Raw genomic sequence first — 17339 nt, 5'->3', positions numbered from 1 at the left:
AGACGAAAGAACCGGCACGCCTCGACGGACGAGGCGTGCCGGTTCTCCGTGTTTCGAGGCTCAGACGCCGGTCTGCTGCCTGATCCAGCTCAGGTGCTGGGCGATGCCGGTGTAGAGGGTGCTGGTGGCGCATTCGCCGCCGTTGTCCCCGGGGCCGTGCGTCTCCCCGACCAGGGTCCAGCGTCCGGTGGTGCCGACGACCGCCGGTCCGCCGGAATCGCCGTGGCACGCGGAATGCGTGCGATCGCCGGAGATGCAGACGTCACCGGAGCCGCCACCGCCGGCGTAACAGGAGCTGCTGGGCAGCACCCGGAGGTCGATCTGGCGCAGCGTGGTCGGCGTGCTGCAGCTCGGCCAGCTGGTGCAACCCCAGCCGAGGAGCCGCGCGGTGGTGTTCGGCGCCGGGTTGCTCGAAGCCATCGCGACCGGGGTGGCGCGGACGGCCGTGGACAGGTGCATGAGGGTGAGGTCCGTGCCGGCCTTGTTGACCCGGCGGTCGATCCTGCCGACCTCGCCGCCGGAGTTCTTGTTCGTCGAACCGATCCTGCCCTGCGACGCGCTGCCGCAGTGGGTGGCCGTCACGATCCACTGGGGCGCGACGAGGCTGCCGCCGCAGCCGTTGTTGAGCGAGACCATGAAGCTGTAGGTCTCCGTGGCGGTGCCACCCCCGATGATCGAAGGTTGCACACCCGAGTCCGTTTGGGCGTTCGCGATTCCGGGCGTGGACACCGCGAGTGCCGCCGCCAGGATCCCGAGAGCGACTGAAGCCAGTTTTCGCATGGTTGCTCACAATCGGGCGGCCGAGCCGCCTGGTGGTCGTGGATGAGCGAGGGTGATGCGGAATCCGGCAGAGGTGCTCGATGCCGGTCGATCCAAGATGTCCGACAACGGGAGAAACGGAATACCGTCCTAGGTAGGGAGACGAAAGTCGCGGATCGTTCCGCGAAGAGCCGGTACGCGGAACACCGGCTGCCTCAGGCTTTTCCGCCGGGAGAGATCGTCGCGGCCGAAATCCCGGAACGTTCACGGTTCCGGTGCGGGGCCGCGGGCGGCCGGGATTCGCACCTCCGGAATGGTTTCTCCCGATTGTCCGAAATCGCCGCGGAATCGGTCATCGCCACGTGGTTCGCACTCGAGGATTATGTGAAGCGGTATAAGGGAATCCGCGTCAACGGAACAGGACACTACTTTCTGCGGATTGCGCTCACCCCGGAAAGCCGTCCAAGATCACCGCTGAAGTCCGGCGGGCCACGACCCCTGCCGCGGCTTGCCGTACCAAGGGCACGACCGGCGACGACCCGCCGTCCGCGGCTCCGGTTTCGACGCGATCGTCCTTTCGGGGAGAGAATTCGATGTCGCTGTTCGTCGTCACTCCCGGGGCCTCGGCCGAGGAGGAACTGGCGCGCTCGCTCGCGACAGGGCCTTTCAGCAAGGCGTTGTCACGGGCGATCGACCATAGGGGCCTGGGGCTGGGCAGGGTGAAGGACCGGCTCGCCAGAGCGGGTGTGTCGGTCAGTACGACGACGCTGAGCTATTGGCGCACGGGGCGGACCAGGCCCGAGCGTCCCGAGTCGCTGCGCGCCGTCGCCTTGCTTGAGGACCTTCTCGGGCTCCCCACGAGATCGTTGCTCGATCTGCTCCACCGGCCGGAGGGCGACCGCCCCGCGATCCGCCGCGTGGTCGGCTGGGACCGGCTGTGGGACCCGCGAGAGCCGGTGCTTTCCGTGTTGCATTCGTTCGAGGCGGCGGACGAACCGTCCCTCGTCCTGCTGAGCCTGCACGAGTCGCTGCACATCGGGGCTGACCGGACACTGACCCGGTTGCGTGTGCGAGAAGTCGTCCGTGCCACCGACGAGCCCACCCAGGCCAGACTCGTGGTCCTGCGTGGTTGCGCGCCGGGAAGCCCGCCGAGACTGGTGGCGACCCGCTACTGCGTGCCCGGCCGCACCGAGGTGTTCCCGGAGCAGGCGCTCATCGTCGGCGAACTGGTGTCGAACCGGATGCTCGCCCCCGGGGAGACCGCGATCCTCGAATACGAATTCGAGTACACCGACGGCGTGCCCGATGATCGCCACGACCGGCGATTCCGCCACTCCGTGCCCGAGTACCTCCTGGAGGTCCACTTCGCCCCCGAGGCGACGCCGGAGAGTTGTCATTCCTATCGGCTGGATCACGTCTCCGGCCCGGAGCGGGACGTCACCGACGTGCCGCTCTCGGCGTCCTCCCCGGCGGTCGCCTTCGCCGCGGCGGTGACGCCCGGGATCCAGGGGATGGCGTGGACCTGGCCTGTATAGGCTCCGTCGAGTGATTCTGTACGGACGGCACCAGGAGAAACTCGAGCTCGACCGGGCCCTGGAAGGGGCGCGTCAGAGCCGGGGGACGGCACTGGTGCTCTGGGGAGATCCCGGGATCGGGAAGACGGCGCTGCTCGGCTACGCGACCGCCGCCGCGACCGGGTTCACCGTCCTGAGCTGCCGCGGCACCCGGATGGAGTCCGGGCTGGCGTTCGCCGCGCTGCACGAACTGCTCTGGCCGGCGGTGGACCGGGTCGGCACCCTGCCCCCGCCCCAGGCAGCCGCGTTGCGCGGCGCGCTCGGGCACAGCGGGGAGACCGCGGACCGCTTCCTCATCGGGGTGGCCACGCTCACCCTGCTGTCCGAACTCGCCGCCGAGCGGCCCGTGCTGATCACCGTGGACGACGCGGACCTGCTCGACGAACCGACCGCCGAATGCCTGGCCTTCGTTGCCCGCCGGCTGCGCGCCGAACCGATCGCCCTCCTGCTCACCGGCCACGCGGATCCGGCGTCGGAAGGTCTCTGGGAACCGGTGCCGGGGCTGGAGATCGGCCCGCTGTCCGAAAGCGACGCGGTCGACCTGGTCCGCCGTGAGACGGCCGCGCCGGACGAGGAGGCCGTGCGCCGGACGGTGCGGATGGCCGCCGGGAATCCCTTGGCGCTGCGCGAACTCCCCGGTGTCCCGCAGGAAGCGGGGGAGTACGGCTCGATCGGTCCCCGGCTCCGCCGCGCCTTCGGTGCGCGTGCCGCCCGGCTCTCGGACGCCGCGCGAACGTGGCTCCTGGTCGCGGCCGCCGAGGACCGGGGAGTCCACCACTCGGTGCGCGAGGCGGCGGCCGTGCTCGGAGCGAGCACGGTCGCCGGGGACGAGGTCCTGCGTTCGGGCCTGCTGACGGTCACCGAGGGGCGGCTTCGCTTCCGGACCCCGCTGCTCGCGGCGGCGGTCTACGAAGATGCCCCTTTCACCCAGCGGCAGGCGGTACATCGCGCGCTGGCGCAGACGTTGCGGGGCAAGGACGACGAAGGTCTGCGGGCCTGGCACCTCGCCGCGGCCGCCGCCGAACCCGACGAAGAGGTGGCCGTCCTCCTCGAACGCAGTGCCGGGAACAGCCGGACGCGAGGCGGTCACGCGTCGGCGGCGCGGGCGCTGCGCCGGGCGGCCGAGCTGTCACCGGCTCCGTCGGAGGCGGCCCGCCGGTTCGCGCTGGGGGCACAGTCCGCCTGCGAGGCCGGACAGGTGAGCACGGCGCTGGACCTGCTCGACCGGGCCGACGAACTGGCGTCCGAGGAAGCGGTCGCGGCGGCGAGCGGAGGACTGCGGGGCCTCATCGAGTTCGCGAACGGTGACCAGGAACACGCGCACCGGCTTCTGCTGCGCGACACCTACGCGGTGACCGACCCGGGCACGGCCGTCGAGCTGGCCTGCGTCGCGGTCCGGGCGGGCTGGTCGGCCGGATCCCCCGAGCGCCAGGCCGAAGCGTTGCACCGCCTGGAGAAACTGGCCGTCGACGGCGACTTCCCCGAAGCGGCGCTGCTTCCCGTCCTGGAGCAATGGTGGGGCAGCGGGCCGAAGGCGCGCCCGGACGAGGCCGTCACCCTGCTCGGCGCGGTGTCCTGGCGGCTGCTGCCTCCCGCGCCGCTGGCGGTGGCGTGGGGCGCGGAGCGGCCGATGGCGCGGGCGTACCGGCGCGAGGTGGACAGGCTGCGCAGGACGGAGGCCGTCCAAGGGCTGATGCTGACCGTGTCCCAGACGGTGACGATCGACATCGTCGCGGGAAGGTGGACGGAGGCGGCGGCCAACGCGGCGGAAACCCTGCGGCTGGCCGAGGAGATGAAGGCCGACCACGCGGCTTCGCAATGCCGCAATTCTCTGTCCTGGCTGGCCGCGCTGCGCGGCGACGAGCAGGCCGTCACCGACCTCACGACCCGGACCCTGGAGCTGTCCGTGCCGCGCGGAGTGCGCGCGCTGACGGCCGCGGCCACTTGGAACCTGGGGCAGGCGGCCCTGTTCCTCGGGCGGCCCCAGGAGGCCTTGGATCACTTGACGCGGCTGACCGAACCGGGGAATCAGGCGGCACACGCGACCTTCGCGCTGCTCGCGGCCGAGGACACGGTGGAAGCGGCGGTCCGCGTCGGCCGTCCCGAGCTGGGCACGCTCGCGCTGCGGGCGCTGCGAGCTTGGGCCGAGCGCACCGGGGCCGCCTGGGCGGTGGCCGCGGCGCATCGCTGCACCGCGCAGCTGGCGGGGGAGGGCGTGGAGGACTCGTTCCTGCACGCGCTGGAGGTGCAGGGAGTGGCCGGGCATCCGTTCTCCCACGCGCGGACGCGGCTGCTCTACGGAGAATGGCTGCGACGGGCACGGCGTCGCACCGAAGCGCGGGTGCAGCTGACCGAGGCCGCGGAGGTCTTCCGGCGGCTCGGTGCCGCGCCGTTGCTCGAACGCAGCCTGAACGAAGAGGAACTGACCGGACGACGGCCGAACCGCGCCCAACCGGACACCGGCCGGACGGAACCCCTCCTGACCCCTCAAGAGCTGAGGGTGGCGCGGCTCGCCGCCGACGGCCTCACCAACCGGGAGATCGCCGCCCAGCTGCTGATCAGCCCGAGGACCGTCGGCCACCACCTGTCCAGCGTCTTCCCGAAGCTGGGCATCGCGGGCCGGACCGAACTGGCCGAAGTGGACTTCGAGGACGGGCCCCGAGTAGGTCGGTGAGCTCGGTCACCGACCTATTCGATGACCGATGCCGAGGTGAGCGAAGCTGCCTAGCTTTGCTCACATGACGGAAGACACCGCCACGCCCCTTTCCGCACTGGACCGCTTCGAGATCTTCGAACAGCTCGTGCGTCACCAGCGGTACATCGACAACGACCCCAGCCGGGCCTCGGCGGACAAATACGTCGGCCTGTACTGGCCGGAGGCGTCCTTCACCGTCAACGATCTGCGTTCGCAGACCTTCACCGGGCCCGACGAGCTCAAGAACCTCTACGACTACGCGCACAGCGTGTTCCCGCTGGAGAAGTGGTTCCACGACGTCGGCTGGTTCGAGATCGACGGCGCGGGCGACTCCGCCGACGTGCTCTGGCGCTGGCGGGTCAGCTGGAAGGAAGACGGCGAAGGAGTCGTCTCGACCGGCACGTACCGGGACCGTTTCGAGCGGCGCGCGGGCTCGTGGAAAGTGATCGAGCGGGTCTCCGACGTCGACCCCAACTGGCCCGCGGCGCTGTTCCAGCCCTATGTGGACCGTCAGGCCGAACTGTTCAAAACCTCCTGAACGACAAAGGAAACACGAGAATGTACGAGAAGATCCGTTCAGGTTCGCGACGCAAGTGGCGCTTCGCCGTCGGCGCGGTGGTCATCGCCGCCGCCACCCTGACCACCGGTGCCGCCTCGGCCACCCCGCGGCCGGACGACCGGGTCAAGCCCGCGATCCTGTTGGTGCACGGCGCTTTCGCCGACGGCTCCAGCTGGAACGGCGTGGCCACGAGGCTCCGCCACGACGGCTACGAAGTGACCATGGCCGCCGTCCCGCTGCGCGGCCTGACCTACGACTCCGCCTACATCCGGAGCGTCCTGCGCTCGATGCCGCGCAAGACGATCGTGGCAGGCCACTCCTACGGCGGCGCGGTGATCACGAACGCGGCCGCGGGTGAACCCAAGGCCGCGGGCCTGGTCTACGTCGCCGCGTTCGCCCCGGACCAGAACGAAACCGTGGGCGCGCTGGACGACCGCTTCGGTGGTCCCGCCAAGAAGATCACCACGCCGACCGAATACCCGCTTCCGTCCGGCTCCGGGACGGCTGTCGAGTTGACCATCGCCCAGGACAAGTTCCACCACTACTTCGCCCAGGACGTTCCCCGGAACGAGGCACTGACGATGGCCGCGGGACAGCGACCGGTCGCCGTCGCGGCCTTCGGCGAGGTGTCCGGCGTTCCGGCGTGGAAGACCTTGCCCAGCTGGTACGTCCTCGCCCGCGACGACCGGATGATCCCCGCCGCCGGCCAGCGGGAGATGGCCCGCCGGATGAACGCCACCGTGGTCGAACGGTGGGCGAGCCACGCGATCACCGTGTCGCAGCCGGGTTCGGTGGCCGAGGTCATCGAGACCGCCGCGCGCCGCACCCGCTCCTGACCTCCTTCACGCAGAAAGAAGTCCACAATGGACAAGCCAACCGTCGTGCTGGTGCACGGCGCCTTCGCCGACGCGGGCAGCTGGGACCCGGTCACCCGGATCCTGCGGCAGCGCGGTTTCCCGGTGATCGCCGCCGCGAACCCCTTGCGGGGCCTCGGCCATGACGCGGCCTACGTCGAGTCCGTGCTCGACGGGGTCACCGGCCCGGTCGTCCTGGCCGGTCACTCCTACGGCGGCGCGGTCATCGGCAACGCCGTCACCGAAGCCGTCACCGCACTGGTCTACATCGCCGCGTTCGCCCCGGACGAAGGTGAGTCGGCGGGCCAGCTGGACGGTCGCTACGGCGGTCCGGCCACCGAGATCACCCTGCCCCGGCCGTTCCCCGGCCCGGCGGAACCGCCCTCGGTGGAGTTGACCGTCGATCCGGCGAAGTACCACGAAATGTTCGCCCCCGACGTCGACGCCACCACGGCGGACGCCTTGGCCGCGGCCCAGCGGCCGGTCGCACTGGCCGCGCTGCTGGAACCGTCCGGCCCGCCGGCGTGGAAGTCGGTGCCGTCGTACTACGCCGTCGCCACCGCCGACCGGATGATCCCGCCCGCCGGGCAGCGTGAGATGGCCGCGCGCATGGGCGCGACCACCATCGAGATCGAAGCCGGTCACGCCGCGATGTTCGGGCGGCCGGAAGAGATCGCGGACCTGATCACCACCGCCGCGGGCCGATGACGAGCCGGGGGTGCGGGCCGAAGCTCCGCACCCCCGGACTCGGCTATCCGCTCAGCCCGCCACCCCAGCCGAGCCACCGTTGTCCATTTTGGACTTTCCCGTCGGCGTCGAACCGGTAGCCCGCCACGACGGCGGCGAGGCCGTCCACCGCCGGGCCGAGGTCGGTGCCGGCCAGCCGCGGGCGCAGTTCGTCCACGATGGTCCACTGCCTCTCGGTGTCGCAGAAGCTGAGGAAGAAGATCCCCTGCCGCCACGCGTAGGCCGCGTTCTTGACCGCGATCAGCGCGGCGTGCCGGTCGGTGGTGGGCACGGCCGTGCGGTGCAACGCCCAGCCGAGAGCGCGGGCCGCGAGGTCCGGTGCGAGGGGAGCCAGCCGGTCCCACAGCCCGAGCCCGTCGGCCAGTACGGCCAGGTTGTGCGTGGTGAGGATCTGGCTCTGTTCCAGAACGGTGCCGTTCGCGGCCACCCCGGACACGCGGCCGCGGTGCGCCTCCGCCGCCCGGTCCTTGCACGCCTTCGCGAAGCCGTCCGCGACCTTCCGGCCCCACCGGTTCGTGGTCTCCTCCGGCCACGTCTCCGGCAGGTCGTAGTACCGCGCGTACAGCGAACCCGCCATGACCCGGCTCGCGACGACCGCGGCATCACGGAACTTCGTGGTGAACGTGCCCATGAAGATGTCCGCCGCGATCTCCTCGACCAACGGCAGGGAAGCCCCGGCCTGCTTGGCGAGCGTGACGAACTCGCTCACCAGCGGGTTCGGCAGGATCGTCTGCGGGAAGGACGTCAGCGCCAGCATCGTGGTCTGCGCGAGGGTCTTCCGTGCGGCTTCGGCGTGGTCACGCCGATGCGCGCGCAGCGGCTCCAGCGCGGCCACCCACGGCAGTTCGGTGAACCCGACCTGCGTCGCCAGGTCGAGCAGCAGCAGACCGCGGCGGCGCCGGAAAGCCGCGTAGGTGTGGGCGTACAGCGCCGAAAGCGCCGGATCCTCGATGTTCGCCGCGAGGAGCGACGCGGTGATCTGCGGAAGCACGATCGCGAGCACCTCGCCCGAAGTGATCACGTTCCGCGCGACCAGCTCTTCGACGGGCGCCTCCAACGCCCGCGTCACCTTCACGACAAGGCTTTCCGGCACACGCCAGCCATCGACGTCCGCGGCGACCGGCTCGACCGACGGCACGCCGCCGTCGTCCGGATACACGTCGAGGCGGCAGGCGACGGCATCGGCGAGCCCGGCGCGAGTCGGCCGCGCCGCGACCGCAAGCCCGGCCTCCCGCAGGGCCGTCCGCCGCTCGGAACCGGGAGCGCCGTGCTTGCCGATGGTGTTGGCGAGCGCGCGGCGCACCCAGCCGACGTCCCGCGCCGTGAGCGCACGACTGTCCGTCTCGCACGCGACCAAGGCGGCCCGCAGCCGGGTGAAGTTCGCACGCGGATGCGCCGCCACGCCTTCGGTTTCGGCGAGCAACGCCGTCCTGCGCGCGGCCCAGTCCTCGGGCCAGACCCGGCACGGCCACCCACCCGTGACGACGCCGTCGTCCTGCAGCTCCGGCAGGTCGCCTTCGACCGTTTCGCACCAGAGCGCGACAAGCCGGTCGTACAGCGGCCGCTCCCGCAGCCTGGTGCGCATCGTGTCGATCGCGGGCGGCGTGATGACCGCGCGAAGCGACGCCTTCACCTGCCCGACGGACGCCAGCTTCACGACGGAACCCGCGGGCACCGGCGCCGCCTCGAACCGCGGCGTCATCCGCAGCCGGTGCATCAGCGGACGCAGCGCGGCAACGAGGTCGAGCGCCTCCGCGTGCCGATCATGCGCGAGCAGCCACGCGACCGTCGCCAGCGCGGCGTCCTCCGGAAGGTCGATCCGGTACGTCCCCGCAGCCAGGGCGCCGAGCAGGACGGCCTGGCCCTCATCGGTGAGATAGTGCAGGTTCAGCCGCTCCCGGTCGGTGGTACCGGGCGCGTCGTCCGGCAATGACCGCACCACGTCCGTTTCGTCCTGTCGCAAAGGCGCTTCCGCGAGGTAGCGGCCGCTGGCGAACCCGCCGTGCAGCACCTCGAGCGTCACCCAGGCTGGTGTGTCGGCGACAGGCGTCCGGGAACCGACGGTCAACGTGCCGTCGGCCATCCCGTCGAGCACCGCGCGCCAGCTCGCCGCCCGCGCCGACCCGGCACCCGCGTGCCGCAGCGCGCGACGCAACTGCCCGTACGCGTACTCCTCGTTCACCGGTTCCCCCTTGTCCATCGAGACCTGGAGGCGAGATTCGAACTCGCGCCTTCCCGGTTACGAGCCGGGCGTTCTGCCGCTGAACTACTCCAGGTGACATGGAGGCGGGAATCGAACCCGCGCCCTCCCGGTCCGAAGCCAGGCGATCTGCCACTGATCCACTCCATGATCACCGACGATGCTAGCCAGTCCGGTGGGGAAGAGCACCCGGTTTTGAAGCGTGGCACCGATCAGTGCGGAGCAAGTGATGGCTGGAGGGCTTTGTCAACGCCATCCGGCCCGACGCTGGGGTCGGTCAGGCGGAGTGTTGGCCGGGTGGCGTAGAAACCGCCGAGGATGTCGGCGCCGCACGGCGCGGCGGCGGCCGATGCGACGATGGTGCCGAGCAGCTCGGTCGAGAATTACACACCACTACACTCGCGAGCTATCGGAGTTCCTTGCTGTTGTCCCCTTTTTGGCCAGTTGACTGGCCAGTTGTCCCGGTAATCGCCAATATCTGTCGATTTTCGCCCGTAGCCCGCCGCATATCATCGTTGGCGTGTCCGAGTACGAGTTTGATCTGTTCATCAGCTACAGCCGTCACGGCAGTGTGCAGAAATGGTTGCTCAACCACTTCTACGGCAAACTGCGTGAATGCCTCGCCGACGAGTACGGCAGCCTGAACGTGTACATGGATCGGCAGATGCCCAGTGCGGTGCACTGGCCCTCCAATCTGCGGGACGCGTTGCAGCGCAGCAAGATCATGGTTCAATTGCTCACCCCGCCTTACTTCGAGTCGCCCTGGTGCATGGCCGAGATGCGCAGCATGCAGGCCAGGGAGAAGATGCTCGGACTCGCCGGACACGGTACTTCTTCCCAGGGGTTGATCTACCCGATCCTGTACGGGGACTCGGAAAATTTCCCCGAAGAGGGAAGGGTGCGAGCTTGGCGGGATTTCAAGGATGTCGCCTATCCGGATCCGAGCTATCAGCAGAGCATCGACTACAACAAGTTCCACCACAAGGTCAAGGAGCTGGCAAGGGACCTGGCGCAGTTGGTGGCCCAGGCGCCACCGTGGCAGCCGGACTGGCCGCTGGTCGAAGTGCCAGAACCTGTGCTGCTGCCGACTCCTCCGCTGCCGAGGTTCGCATGACGACCGGCACCGTGCTCACCTTCTACTCGTACAAGGGCGGGGTGGGCCGCAGTTTCACGCTGGCGAACGTGGCCGTGCTGCTGGCGCGCTGGGGTTACCGGGTGCTCACGGTGGACTGGGACCTCGAAGCACCCGGGCTGCACCATTACTTCGGGCCGAAGCTGGTCGAGCAGCCGGAACACGGGGTCGTCGACCTCGCGCACGACTTCTTGCGCGATGCCGGATCACCGGAGGCCCTGCGGGACCTGGAGTCCTACGCCGTCCAGGTCGGCGTCGAAGGTGGCCGTCTCGATCTGCTGGCCGCCGGACGCGTGGTTTCCGGCAAGCTGGAAGAGTCCTATTCGAAGCGGATGCAGGCGCTGAACTGGGAGGAGCTGTACCGGCGCGGGTTCGCCGCCTACCTGGAGCGGTACCGGGCCGCGTGGACCGAGAGCTACGACTTCGTACTGCTCGACAGCCGGACCGGTGTCTCCGACATCGCCGGCATCTGCACCGCGCATCTGCCGGACCGGCTGGTCGTGGTGTTCACCGCCAACGACCAGAACCTCGACGACGTGGTGGACGTCGCCCGGCGGGCCGACAGCGCCCGTGACCGCATGCCCTACGACCGGCCCCGGCACTCGGTGCTCCCCATTCTGTCCAGATTGGACAATCGAGTCGAGTACGAGCGCGCCGAGCAGTGGCAGCGCAAGTGCGCCGAGACCGTGGCGCCGCTGTTCGGCAACTGGCTGGCGCAGACCGTCTCGGTGGACCTGATGATGCGCCACCTCACGGTGCCCTACGTCTCCTACTGGAGCTTCGGCGAGCAATTGCCGGTCCTGGACGAGGAGGTGCCCAAGGCGGACCAGATCTCCTACGCGCTGGAAACGGTCGCGTCGGTCATCGCGCAGGACTTCGACCGCACCGACGTGCTGGCCGACAACCGCGACGCCTACGTGGCCGCCGCGCGGGACCGGTGCCGGGAGTTCGACTTGGACGTGCTGGTGTCGAGCGCACGGCAGTCCAAGGTCGCCGCGGAACTGATCCAAGAACTGCACCTGCTCGGGGTGCGCGCCGACCGGTCGTTGTCCGGCGACCCGGAATTCCTGGCCGAGGCCACCGATTCGGCCCAGCACCTGTGCCTGGTGGTGGAGGGACCGCTGAGCCGCTGGCAGATCACCGAGTCGGAACGGTTCCTGCGGCACACGCTCGGGCCGGAGGGCAGGCATCGGCAACTGTTCTGTCTGCTCGCCCGCGGCATCGATCGCGACGAACTGCCGGGCTTCGTGCGCAATCTGCAGCACCTGGAATTCACGCCGGACGTGCGGCCCGTCCGGGTGGCCAGACAACTGCACCACCTGCTCACCGCCACCGGGGCAGGGCCGGAACAGGAGGCGTTGCGGGCCGCGGCGGCCGCTCTCCGCACGCTGCCGGACACCCTGCCCTACGCCGAACGCTTCGTGCTGGTCGAGGACACCGTGCGCGGGATGGCCACCGCGCTGGACCACGGTGACCTGGCCCTGCTGCTCGACCGGTCGGCGGACCTGGCCTTCCTCGGCAGAGCCCACGGCGACGGTGCCGGGGTGCCCGCACCTCGTGCGCTCCTCGACGTGACGGGGGCACTGCTGAGCCGGATCGATCGACGGATCAACGCGTTCACCGAATGAAAGGCGGCGAAATGCCGGAGCAGTACTCCACGAACGCCAGAGCCGCACTACTGGCGCTGGTGCTGGCCAACCGGGACATGCTCAACACCGAACTGGTCAAGGACCACAAGGTCCGGCTCAGTCCCGCCGAACGCGACCGGCTGAACGACGCCGGACTGCTGGAGAGTTCGACTAACGTCCGGCCGTTCGTGCACCGGATCACCGACGAGGGGATCGACTGGTGCATGACCGACCTGGTTCGCTCGGAACTACCGTCCCGCTCGGGGCCGCAGGCCCGGCAGCAGCTCGACCTGCTGCGCCGGCTGGTGCCGTTCCTGCGCCGGCGCGGCCTGCTGGCCGAGGCGCTGCGGTCCGGGGACCTGGAGTCGCTCATCCGCGGCGTCTACGCCGAGCTGTCGGTGGGCGTGCAGGACTGGATCCGCCTGGCCCGGCTGCGGCCGAAGCTCAACGGTGCGGACAAGGACGAGGTGGACGCCGTACTGGTCAAGATGGCGAGGACGGGCACGGTCCACCTGGCCCCCGACTCCAACCGCAAGGTGCTCACCGACGCCGACCACGATGCCGCTGTCCGGGTCGGTGGCGAGGACAAGCACCTCATAGTGATCGAGGAATCATGACCGACGACTTACGTGAGGTCCTGGCGGTCCTGCGGTTCAACTCCGCCGAGACCCCGGACGACGTCTGGCACACTTCGCCCTCGCACATCGACGGCCTGCACGCCAGGGTCGAGCACAACATCGGAGCGGGCATCGAGGACGCCAGGGCCAGCACCGGCCCGAGCCCGGTGGGCGTGGCCGTGCAGGGGGAGAAGGGAGTGGGCAAGACCCATCTGCTCGGCACGGTGCGCCGCATGGTGCAGCGCAAGGGCGGCTACTTCTTCTTGGTCGAGCTCACCACCGGGGACGCGTTCTGGGATGACATCGCCGAGGCGATGCGCAGCGAGCTGCACCGGGCCAACGACGAGGGCGAGCGTCAGCTCACCGTGCTGCTGCGACAGTTGTGCGCCGGTGCCGCGGTGTCCGAAGAGGTCAGCCGGGCCATCGTGGGCGAATCGGTCCTGCAGCCCGACCACTTGCGCGCACTGCTCAACGGCCTGAGGAAGGCCGACGGCCGCATCGCCGTGGAATGCGGTGACACCATCCGGGCTCTGGTGCTCTACGGGTCCGACGCCGCGGACATCGGCCTGGAATACCTCCAGGGCCACGAAGGCAGCGAAGACGACCGCCGGCTTTGGGGCATGCAGCACCGCGCCAAGTCGCCCCGCGTGCTCGTGCGCGACATCTCTCGCGTCCTCGCCTTGACGGGACCGTGCGTCGTGGGGGTCGACCAGCTGGACACCCTGGTCAACAAAGGGCAGGACGCCCTCGACACCCACGAGACCGACGCCGAAGTGACCCGGGAAATCGCGCTGATCTCCGACGGCCTGATGGCGCTGCGCGAATCCACCCAGCGGACGCTGACCATCGTGGCGTGTTTGCCCAACACCTGGATGCGGTTGAAGGACGTGGCCAGCGACACGGTGGGCGACCGGTTCACCCAGACCTCCTTCCTGGGAGCGATCCAGGATCCGGCTTTGGGCAAGAAGCTGGTCGAAATGTGGCTTCGGGTGATCTATGAAAAGAACGGGGTCGCAGCGCCGCACTCGACCTGGCCCGTAGCCGCCGGCGCGTTCGGTGAGAGCTGGACGAGCTACACACCGCGGCAGTTGCTCAAGCGGATCCACGCCCACGCCGAGGCATGCCTGCACGGCGAGATCCGGGAACTGGGTTCCTTCGACGAGAAGGCGGTCGAGAAGGCCGTACCCGTGGCCGTACTGCCGGATCATTCCCTCGACGAACTCGACGAGGAGTTCGCCCGGCTGCGAAGCGAGGTCGACCTCAGCGAGCTGGACATCAGCAAAGACAACGAAAACAAGGTCGCCCCGGAATTGCTGTTGGCCGGATTGAAGGCGTGGATCACCGAGATCGGCAACGACGACCTGAAGTGGGAGGCGGAGTCGCTGTCGGACGAGAAGAGGCTGCACGCCGGCCTGCGCCGGCTCCTCAACGACGCGCTCGACACCAAGGAGCGGTGGACCTTTCGTGTCATCTCCGGGGGCCACGGCACGACGGTGCTGCACCGGTTGCGCAACGCCCGCGACGCCGCGGGCATCCGGGCCGGGGCCAAGGACCGGCACCTCGTGCTCATCCGCTGGGGCAACCGCGGCTGGACCGGGCCGACCACCCGCAAGGAGTTCACCGCGCTGGAGCAGTTGGGGGTGCGGCGCCTCGACATGTCGGACGAGGACCTGCGGACCTTCAGCGCGCTCCGGACAATGCTGGCCACGCCGACCCACCGGCTGCTCACCTGGCTGGTGGCGCGCAAGCCCGCCAGCGGCCGGACGCTGCTGCGACATGTCCTGCCCCCGTCCACCCAGACCAGGAGCGGCCACCAGGAAACGCGGCCGCCGCCGGGTCTCTCCCCGGCGAGACCCGCCATCCCACCCCCCGCCGAGCCGAAGCCCACCCCTCCGAAGGCTTCGGTTGCCGGACCCGTGGAACCGGCCGCGCCGGCAGGCGAGGAACTCGTACTCGGGCTCGACGGGGAAATCCGCATCGAGCTGGAGTCGCTGCGCAAGCACGTCATCGTGTTCGCGGGGTCCGGCAGCGGGAAAACCGTGCTGCTGCGCCGGATCGTCGAGGAGTGTGCTCTGCGCGGGGTGTCGGCGATCGTGCTGGACCCCAACAACGACTTGGCGCGCCTGGGCGATGCCTGGCCCGAACCACCAGGCGACTGGCTGCCCGGGGACGCGGCCAAATCGGCGGAATACCTGACCAACACCGAGGTCGTGGTGTGGACACCGGGCCGGGCGGGCGGACGTCCGCTCAGCTTCCACCCGCTGCCCGACTTCGCCGACGTCCGCGAGGACGTCGACGAGTTCGCGGCTTCGGTCGAAGCCGCCGTGGCCCGGCTGGTGCCGCACGCCAGGGTCGCGAACGGCACCAAGGGTGCGGTTCGCGGCCGGGCGGTGCTGCGCGAGGCGCTGACGCACTACGCCCGTTCCGGGAAGCGGGACCTCAACCGGTTCATCGAACTGCTCGCCGAACTGCCGGAAGGGGTGAGCAATCTCAGTAGCGGCATCGCGATGGCCGCGGATCTGGCGGAAACCCTGCGGGCGGCCGTGGTCAACGACCCGCTCCTCGGCGGGCCGGGGGAAGCGACCGACCCGGGGATCCTGCTGACGCCATCGGCAGGCAGGCGGGCCCGGATCTCGGTGATCAGCTTCATCGGGTTGCCGTCGGAGGAACAAAGGCAGGGCTTCGTCAGCCAGCTCCAGTGGGAGGTGTTCGCCTGGATCAAACGCCACCCGGCCGTGGACCGGCCGCTCGGCGGGCTGTTCGTGATGGACGAAGCGCAGACCATCGCGCCGTCGACGGCGTTGACGGCCAGCACGCAGAGCACCATTCTGCTCGCTTCCCAGGCACGCAAGTACGGGCTCGGCCTGGTGCTGGCCACCCAGGCACCGAAGGGCGTGCACAACCAGGTGGTCGGCAATGCCACGACGCAGTTCTTCGGCAGGCTGAACAGCCCGGCGCAGGTGGCCGCCGCGACCGAGATGGCCAAGGCGAAGAGCAGTTCAGTGGGCGACATCTCGAGGCTGGAACGCGGGCAGTTCTACGCCACCGGCGAGAACTTCGCCTTCCGCCGGATGCGGGTGCCGCTGTGCCTGAGCCACCACCCGCCGAGTCCGCTGCGGCTTGAAGAAGTGCTGGACCGGGCCCGCGGGCGCCGGTGACCCGATGCGAAAAGCGCCCCTCACCCGTTTCGGGTGAGGGGCGCTTTTCGCGTGGGGTCAGCGCACCACGGCCGCGACCACGGTGTTGATGCGCTGCCACAGTGCGGCGAACAGGTCTTCCCGGCGGTAGACGCGGGGCTCGCCGGTGCTGTGGCCGAGCACCGAGAAGTCGTGCAGTTCGAGCACGGCGGTATCGGTTTCGGTGCTGTACACCGGGCGGGCCCAGCCGTTGCTGCACACGCTACCGGTGTCGGTCTGGTGCCTGCCGACCACGAAGTTCACCGTCTCGTCCCCGCCGATGCCCCCGCGTCGGATGTCCAGTGCGTACACCGTGTCACCGGCCTGCTCGACCCGGACGCTGATGCTCGAGTCACCGCGGTGCACCGTGCCGACGAACCCGCTGCGCTCCAGGCCCGGCATCGCCGCGGTGAGCTGGTCTCCCAGGTAACGGAGGGCGGCTTCCTGCTCGGCGTACCTGCTGAACGTGGCTGGTACAGCCGGTGAGCTGGTGAGCCGCCGGGCGCCGGTCACCACCTCGGCGACCGAAGTCTGCTCGGCCCCCGCCGACTCGGCGGCCTCGACCCGGGCAGCCAGCGCATCGGTGAGCAGGTCGGGCCGCGCAGGGTCGAACCGCAGGTAGCTCACGTGCGGGTGGCGCAGCTCGGCGGGCACGGTGAGCTCACCGACAAGCACCGGCAGCACGTGCTCGTCCCCGTTCTTGACCGCGCGCAGCATCGCGGCACCGAAATCGTCCACAGTGGAGACGAAGGGCAGGAAGAAACGCACAGGTGCGGCCGGCAGGTCTCCCTGGTCCTTGTGCCCCCACCACTCATGGGTCTGGTCGGGCCCGTGCAGGACCGTCAGCCCGCGCTGCCGGCTCGTCTCGACCACCTCGCCGACCGCGGACCGCGACTGCTCGGTGAATGAAACGGCGATGTCATAGGCCGCATTTTCCTTCATAACTCACCCTTCTCGGTCATCACCGGCACCACACCGGCGAGTACCGGGGCAGACTCCACCGCCGCTGTCGACCAGAAGTGGACGCGGTGTGGATCCCCGCCCGTTTCCCGTTGACCGCCGCGGGGGAAACGGTCACCTCCTTGTTGGCCGCCCGGGATCTGATGAATCCTCGATATGGGCACCGGAACAGATCCGGAATGGCCCGAAATCAAATTCACCGATTTCCCGGGAGGATTCGCCATGTCCAAATTCATGTCCACTTTCGCTGCCATCTTCGCCTCGGTCACGGCCGTGCTGTGCCTGGCCGTGGTCGGTTCCACCAGCGGTTTCGCCCTGTCCTCGGAGGAGCCGCCCGCGGCGCCGCCGACCACCACCTCCGCGCCGAAGCCGGACGGAAACCCCTGGCACGACTGAGTTGTCGGCGAAAGCGCATCTCCGGTCGCCTGCGATCACCTC

At 69.6% G+C, this 17339-nt stretch carries 13 protein-coding genes and 2 tRNA genes; 10 read left to right on the top strand and 5 right to left on the bottom strand.

Annotation, left to right across the window (positions count from 1 at the left end; genetic code table 11):
• Window positions 1–60: 60 nt before the first annotated feature.
• Complete coding sequence (locus ACLJRM_RS40400) at window positions 61–780, bottom strand: S1 family peptidase (protein WP_101610100.1); 720 nt, start codon at window positions 778–780, stop codon at window positions 61–63.
• 572 nt (window positions 781–1352) lie between these two features.
• Between ACLJRM_RS40400 and ACLJRM_RS40395 the strand changes: the two genes are divergently transcribed.
• From ACLJRM_RS40395 to ACLJRM_RS40375, 5 genes are all read left to right on the top strand, one after another.
• On the top strand, window positions 1353–2294 hold the full coding sequence (locus ACLJRM_RS40395) for a hypothetical protein (protein WP_101610099.1): 942 nt from the start codon (window positions 1353–1355) through the stop codon (window positions 2292–2294).
• 10 nt (window positions 2295–2304) lie between these two features.
• Entirely contained in the window at window positions 2305–5007 is a 2703-nt protein-coding gene (locus tag ACLJRM_RS40390) for an AAA family ATPase (RefSeq protein ID WP_410666062.1), read from the top strand.
• A gap of 64 nt (window positions 5008–5071) precedes the next feature.
• Window positions 5072–5566, top strand: a complete 495-nt coding sequence (locus tag ACLJRM_RS40385) for a nuclear transport factor 2 family protein (RefSeq protein WP_410666061.1) — start codon at window positions 5072–5074, stop codon at window positions 5564–5566.
• 20 nt (window positions 5567–5586) lie between these two features.
• A complete protein-coding gene (locus tag ACLJRM_RS40380; RefSeq protein ID WP_410666060.1) occupies window positions 5587–6423 on the top strand; it encodes an alpha/beta fold hydrolase in 837 nt (278 codons plus the stop codon).
• A 27-nt stretch (window positions 6424–6450) separates the two neighbouring features.
• Complete coding sequence (locus tag ACLJRM_RS40375) at window positions 6451–7149, top strand: alpha/beta fold hydrolase (RefSeq protein ID WP_101610096.1); 699 nt, start codon at window positions 6451–6453, stop codon at window positions 7147–7149.
• Window positions 7150–7192: 43 nt separating this feature from the next.
• Here the strand turns inward: ACLJRM_RS40375 and ACLJRM_RS40370 are convergent, their stop codons facing one another.
• The 3 genes from ACLJRM_RS40370 to ACLJRM_RS40360 all read right to left on the bottom strand — a co-directional run bounded on the left by ACLJRM_RS40370 (window position 7193) and on the right by ACLJRM_RS40360 (window position 9538).
• Window positions 7193–9370: a hypothetical protein gene (locus ACLJRM_RS40370; RefSeq protein WP_410666059.1), complete on the bottom strand. Its 2178-nt coding sequence runs from the start codon at window positions 9368–9370 to the stop codon at window positions 7193–7195.
• Between the two features lie 22 nt (window positions 9371–9392).
• Window positions 9393–9464, bottom strand: a tRNA-Thr gene (locus tag ACLJRM_RS40365).
• Between the two features lie 2 nt (window positions 9465–9466).
• Window positions 9467–9538, bottom strand: a tRNA-Arg gene (locus tag ACLJRM_RS40360).
• Window positions 9539–9908: 370 nt separating this feature from the next.
• On the opposite strand from ACLJRM_RS40360, the gene ACLJRM_RS40355 reads away from it, so the two are divergent.
• From ACLJRM_RS40355 to ACLJRM_RS40340, 4 genes are read left to right on the top strand one after another with little or no spacing between them, the layout of a single operon-like run.
• Window positions 9909–10502, top strand: coding sequence for a TIR domain-containing protein (locus ACLJRM_RS40355; RefSeq protein ID WP_410666058.1), 594 nt, complete (start codon window positions 9909–9911; stop codon window positions 10500–10502).
• On the top strand, window positions 10499–12148 hold the full coding sequence (locus ACLJRM_RS40350) for a tyrosine-protein kinase family protein (protein ID WP_410666057.1): 1650 nt from the start codon (window positions 10499–10501) through the stop codon (window positions 12146–12148). Before ACLJRM_RS40355 ends, ACLJRM_RS40350 begins: the two co-directional genes overlap by 4 nt.
• An 11-nt stretch (window positions 12149–12159) precedes the next feature.
• Window positions 12160–12765 (top strand): hypothetical protein, encoded by a 606-nt coding sequence (locus tag ACLJRM_RS40345; protein WP_410666056.1) that lies wholly within the window; start codon window positions 12160–12162, stop codon window positions 12763–12765.
• On the top strand, window positions 12762–15923 hold the full coding sequence (locus tag ACLJRM_RS40340) for an ATP-binding protein (RefSeq protein ID WP_410666055.1): 3162 nt from the start codon (window positions 12762–12764) through the stop codon (window positions 15921–15923). The genes ACLJRM_RS40345 and ACLJRM_RS40340 overlap by 4 nt, the downstream gene beginning before the upstream one ends.
• 57 nt (window positions 15924–15980) lie before the next feature.
• Here ACLJRM_RS40340 and ACLJRM_RS40335 read toward each other — a convergent pair whose 3' ends face one another.
• Complete coding sequence (locus tag ACLJRM_RS40335; protein WP_410666054.1) at window positions 15981–16883, bottom strand: hypothetical protein; 903 nt, start codon at window positions 16881–16883, stop codon at window positions 15981–15983.
• A 240-nt stretch (window positions 16884–17123) separates the two neighbouring features.
• Between ACLJRM_RS40335 and ACLJRM_RS40330 the strand changes: the two genes are divergently transcribed.
• A complete protein-coding gene (locus ACLJRM_RS40330) occupies window positions 17124–17297 on the top strand; it encodes a hypothetical protein (RefSeq protein ID WP_410666053.1) in 174 nt (57 codons plus the stop codon).
• Window positions 17298–17339: the final 42 nt, after the last annotated feature.

It is taken from the genome of Amycolatopsis sp. lyj-84 (genome assembly GCF_046549075.1).
Lineage (GTDB): Bacteria > Actinomycetota > Actinomycetes > Mycobacteriales > Pseudonocardiaceae > Amycolatopsis.
Note: the sequence above shows the minus strand (reverse complement) of the source record. Positions and strands in the feature narration are given on the sequence as shown.

Bases quoted from the DNA above. Each gene is read 5' to 3' on its own strand.
- ACLJRM_RS40400 (WP_101610100.1), bottom strand. From the start codon at position 780: ATGCGAAAACTGGCTTCAGTCGCTCTCGGGATCCTGGCGGCGGCACTC.
- ACLJRM_RS40395 (WP_101610099.1), top strand. From the start codon at position 1,353: ATGTCGCTGTTCGTCGTCACTCCCGGGGCCTCGGCCGAGGAGGAACTG.
- ACLJRM_RS40385 (WP_410666061.1), top strand. From the start codon at position 5,072: ATGACGGAAGACACCGCCACGCCCCTTTCCGCACTGGACCGCTTCGAG.
- ACLJRM_RS40380 (WP_410666060.1), top strand. From the start codon at position 5,587: ATGTACGAGAAGATCCGTTCAGGTTCGCGACGCAAGTGGCGCTTCGCC.
- ACLJRM_RS40375 (WP_101610096.1), top strand. From the start codon at position 6,451: ATGGACAAGCCAACCGTCGTGCTGGTGCACGGCGCCTTCGCCGACGCG.
- ACLJRM_RS40350 (WP_410666057.1), top strand. From the start codon at position 10,499: ATGACGACCGGCACCGTGCTCACCTTCTACTCGTACAAGGGCGGGGTG.
- ACLJRM_RS40345 (WP_410666056.1), top strand. From the start codon at position 12,160: ATGCCGGAGCAGTACTCCACGAACGCCAGAGCCGCACTACTGGCGCTG.
- ACLJRM_RS40340 (WP_410666055.1), top strand. From the start codon at position 12,762: ATGACCGACGACTTACGTGAGGTCCTGGCGGTCCTGCGGTTCAACTCC.
- ACLJRM_RS40335 (WP_410666054.1), bottom strand. From the start codon at position 16,883: ATGAAGGAAAATGCGGCCTATGACATCGCCGTTTCATTCACCGAGCAG.
- ACLJRM_RS40330 (WP_410666053.1), top strand. From the start codon at position 17,124: ATGTCCAAATTCATGTCCACTTTCGCTGCCATCTTCGCCTCGGTCACG.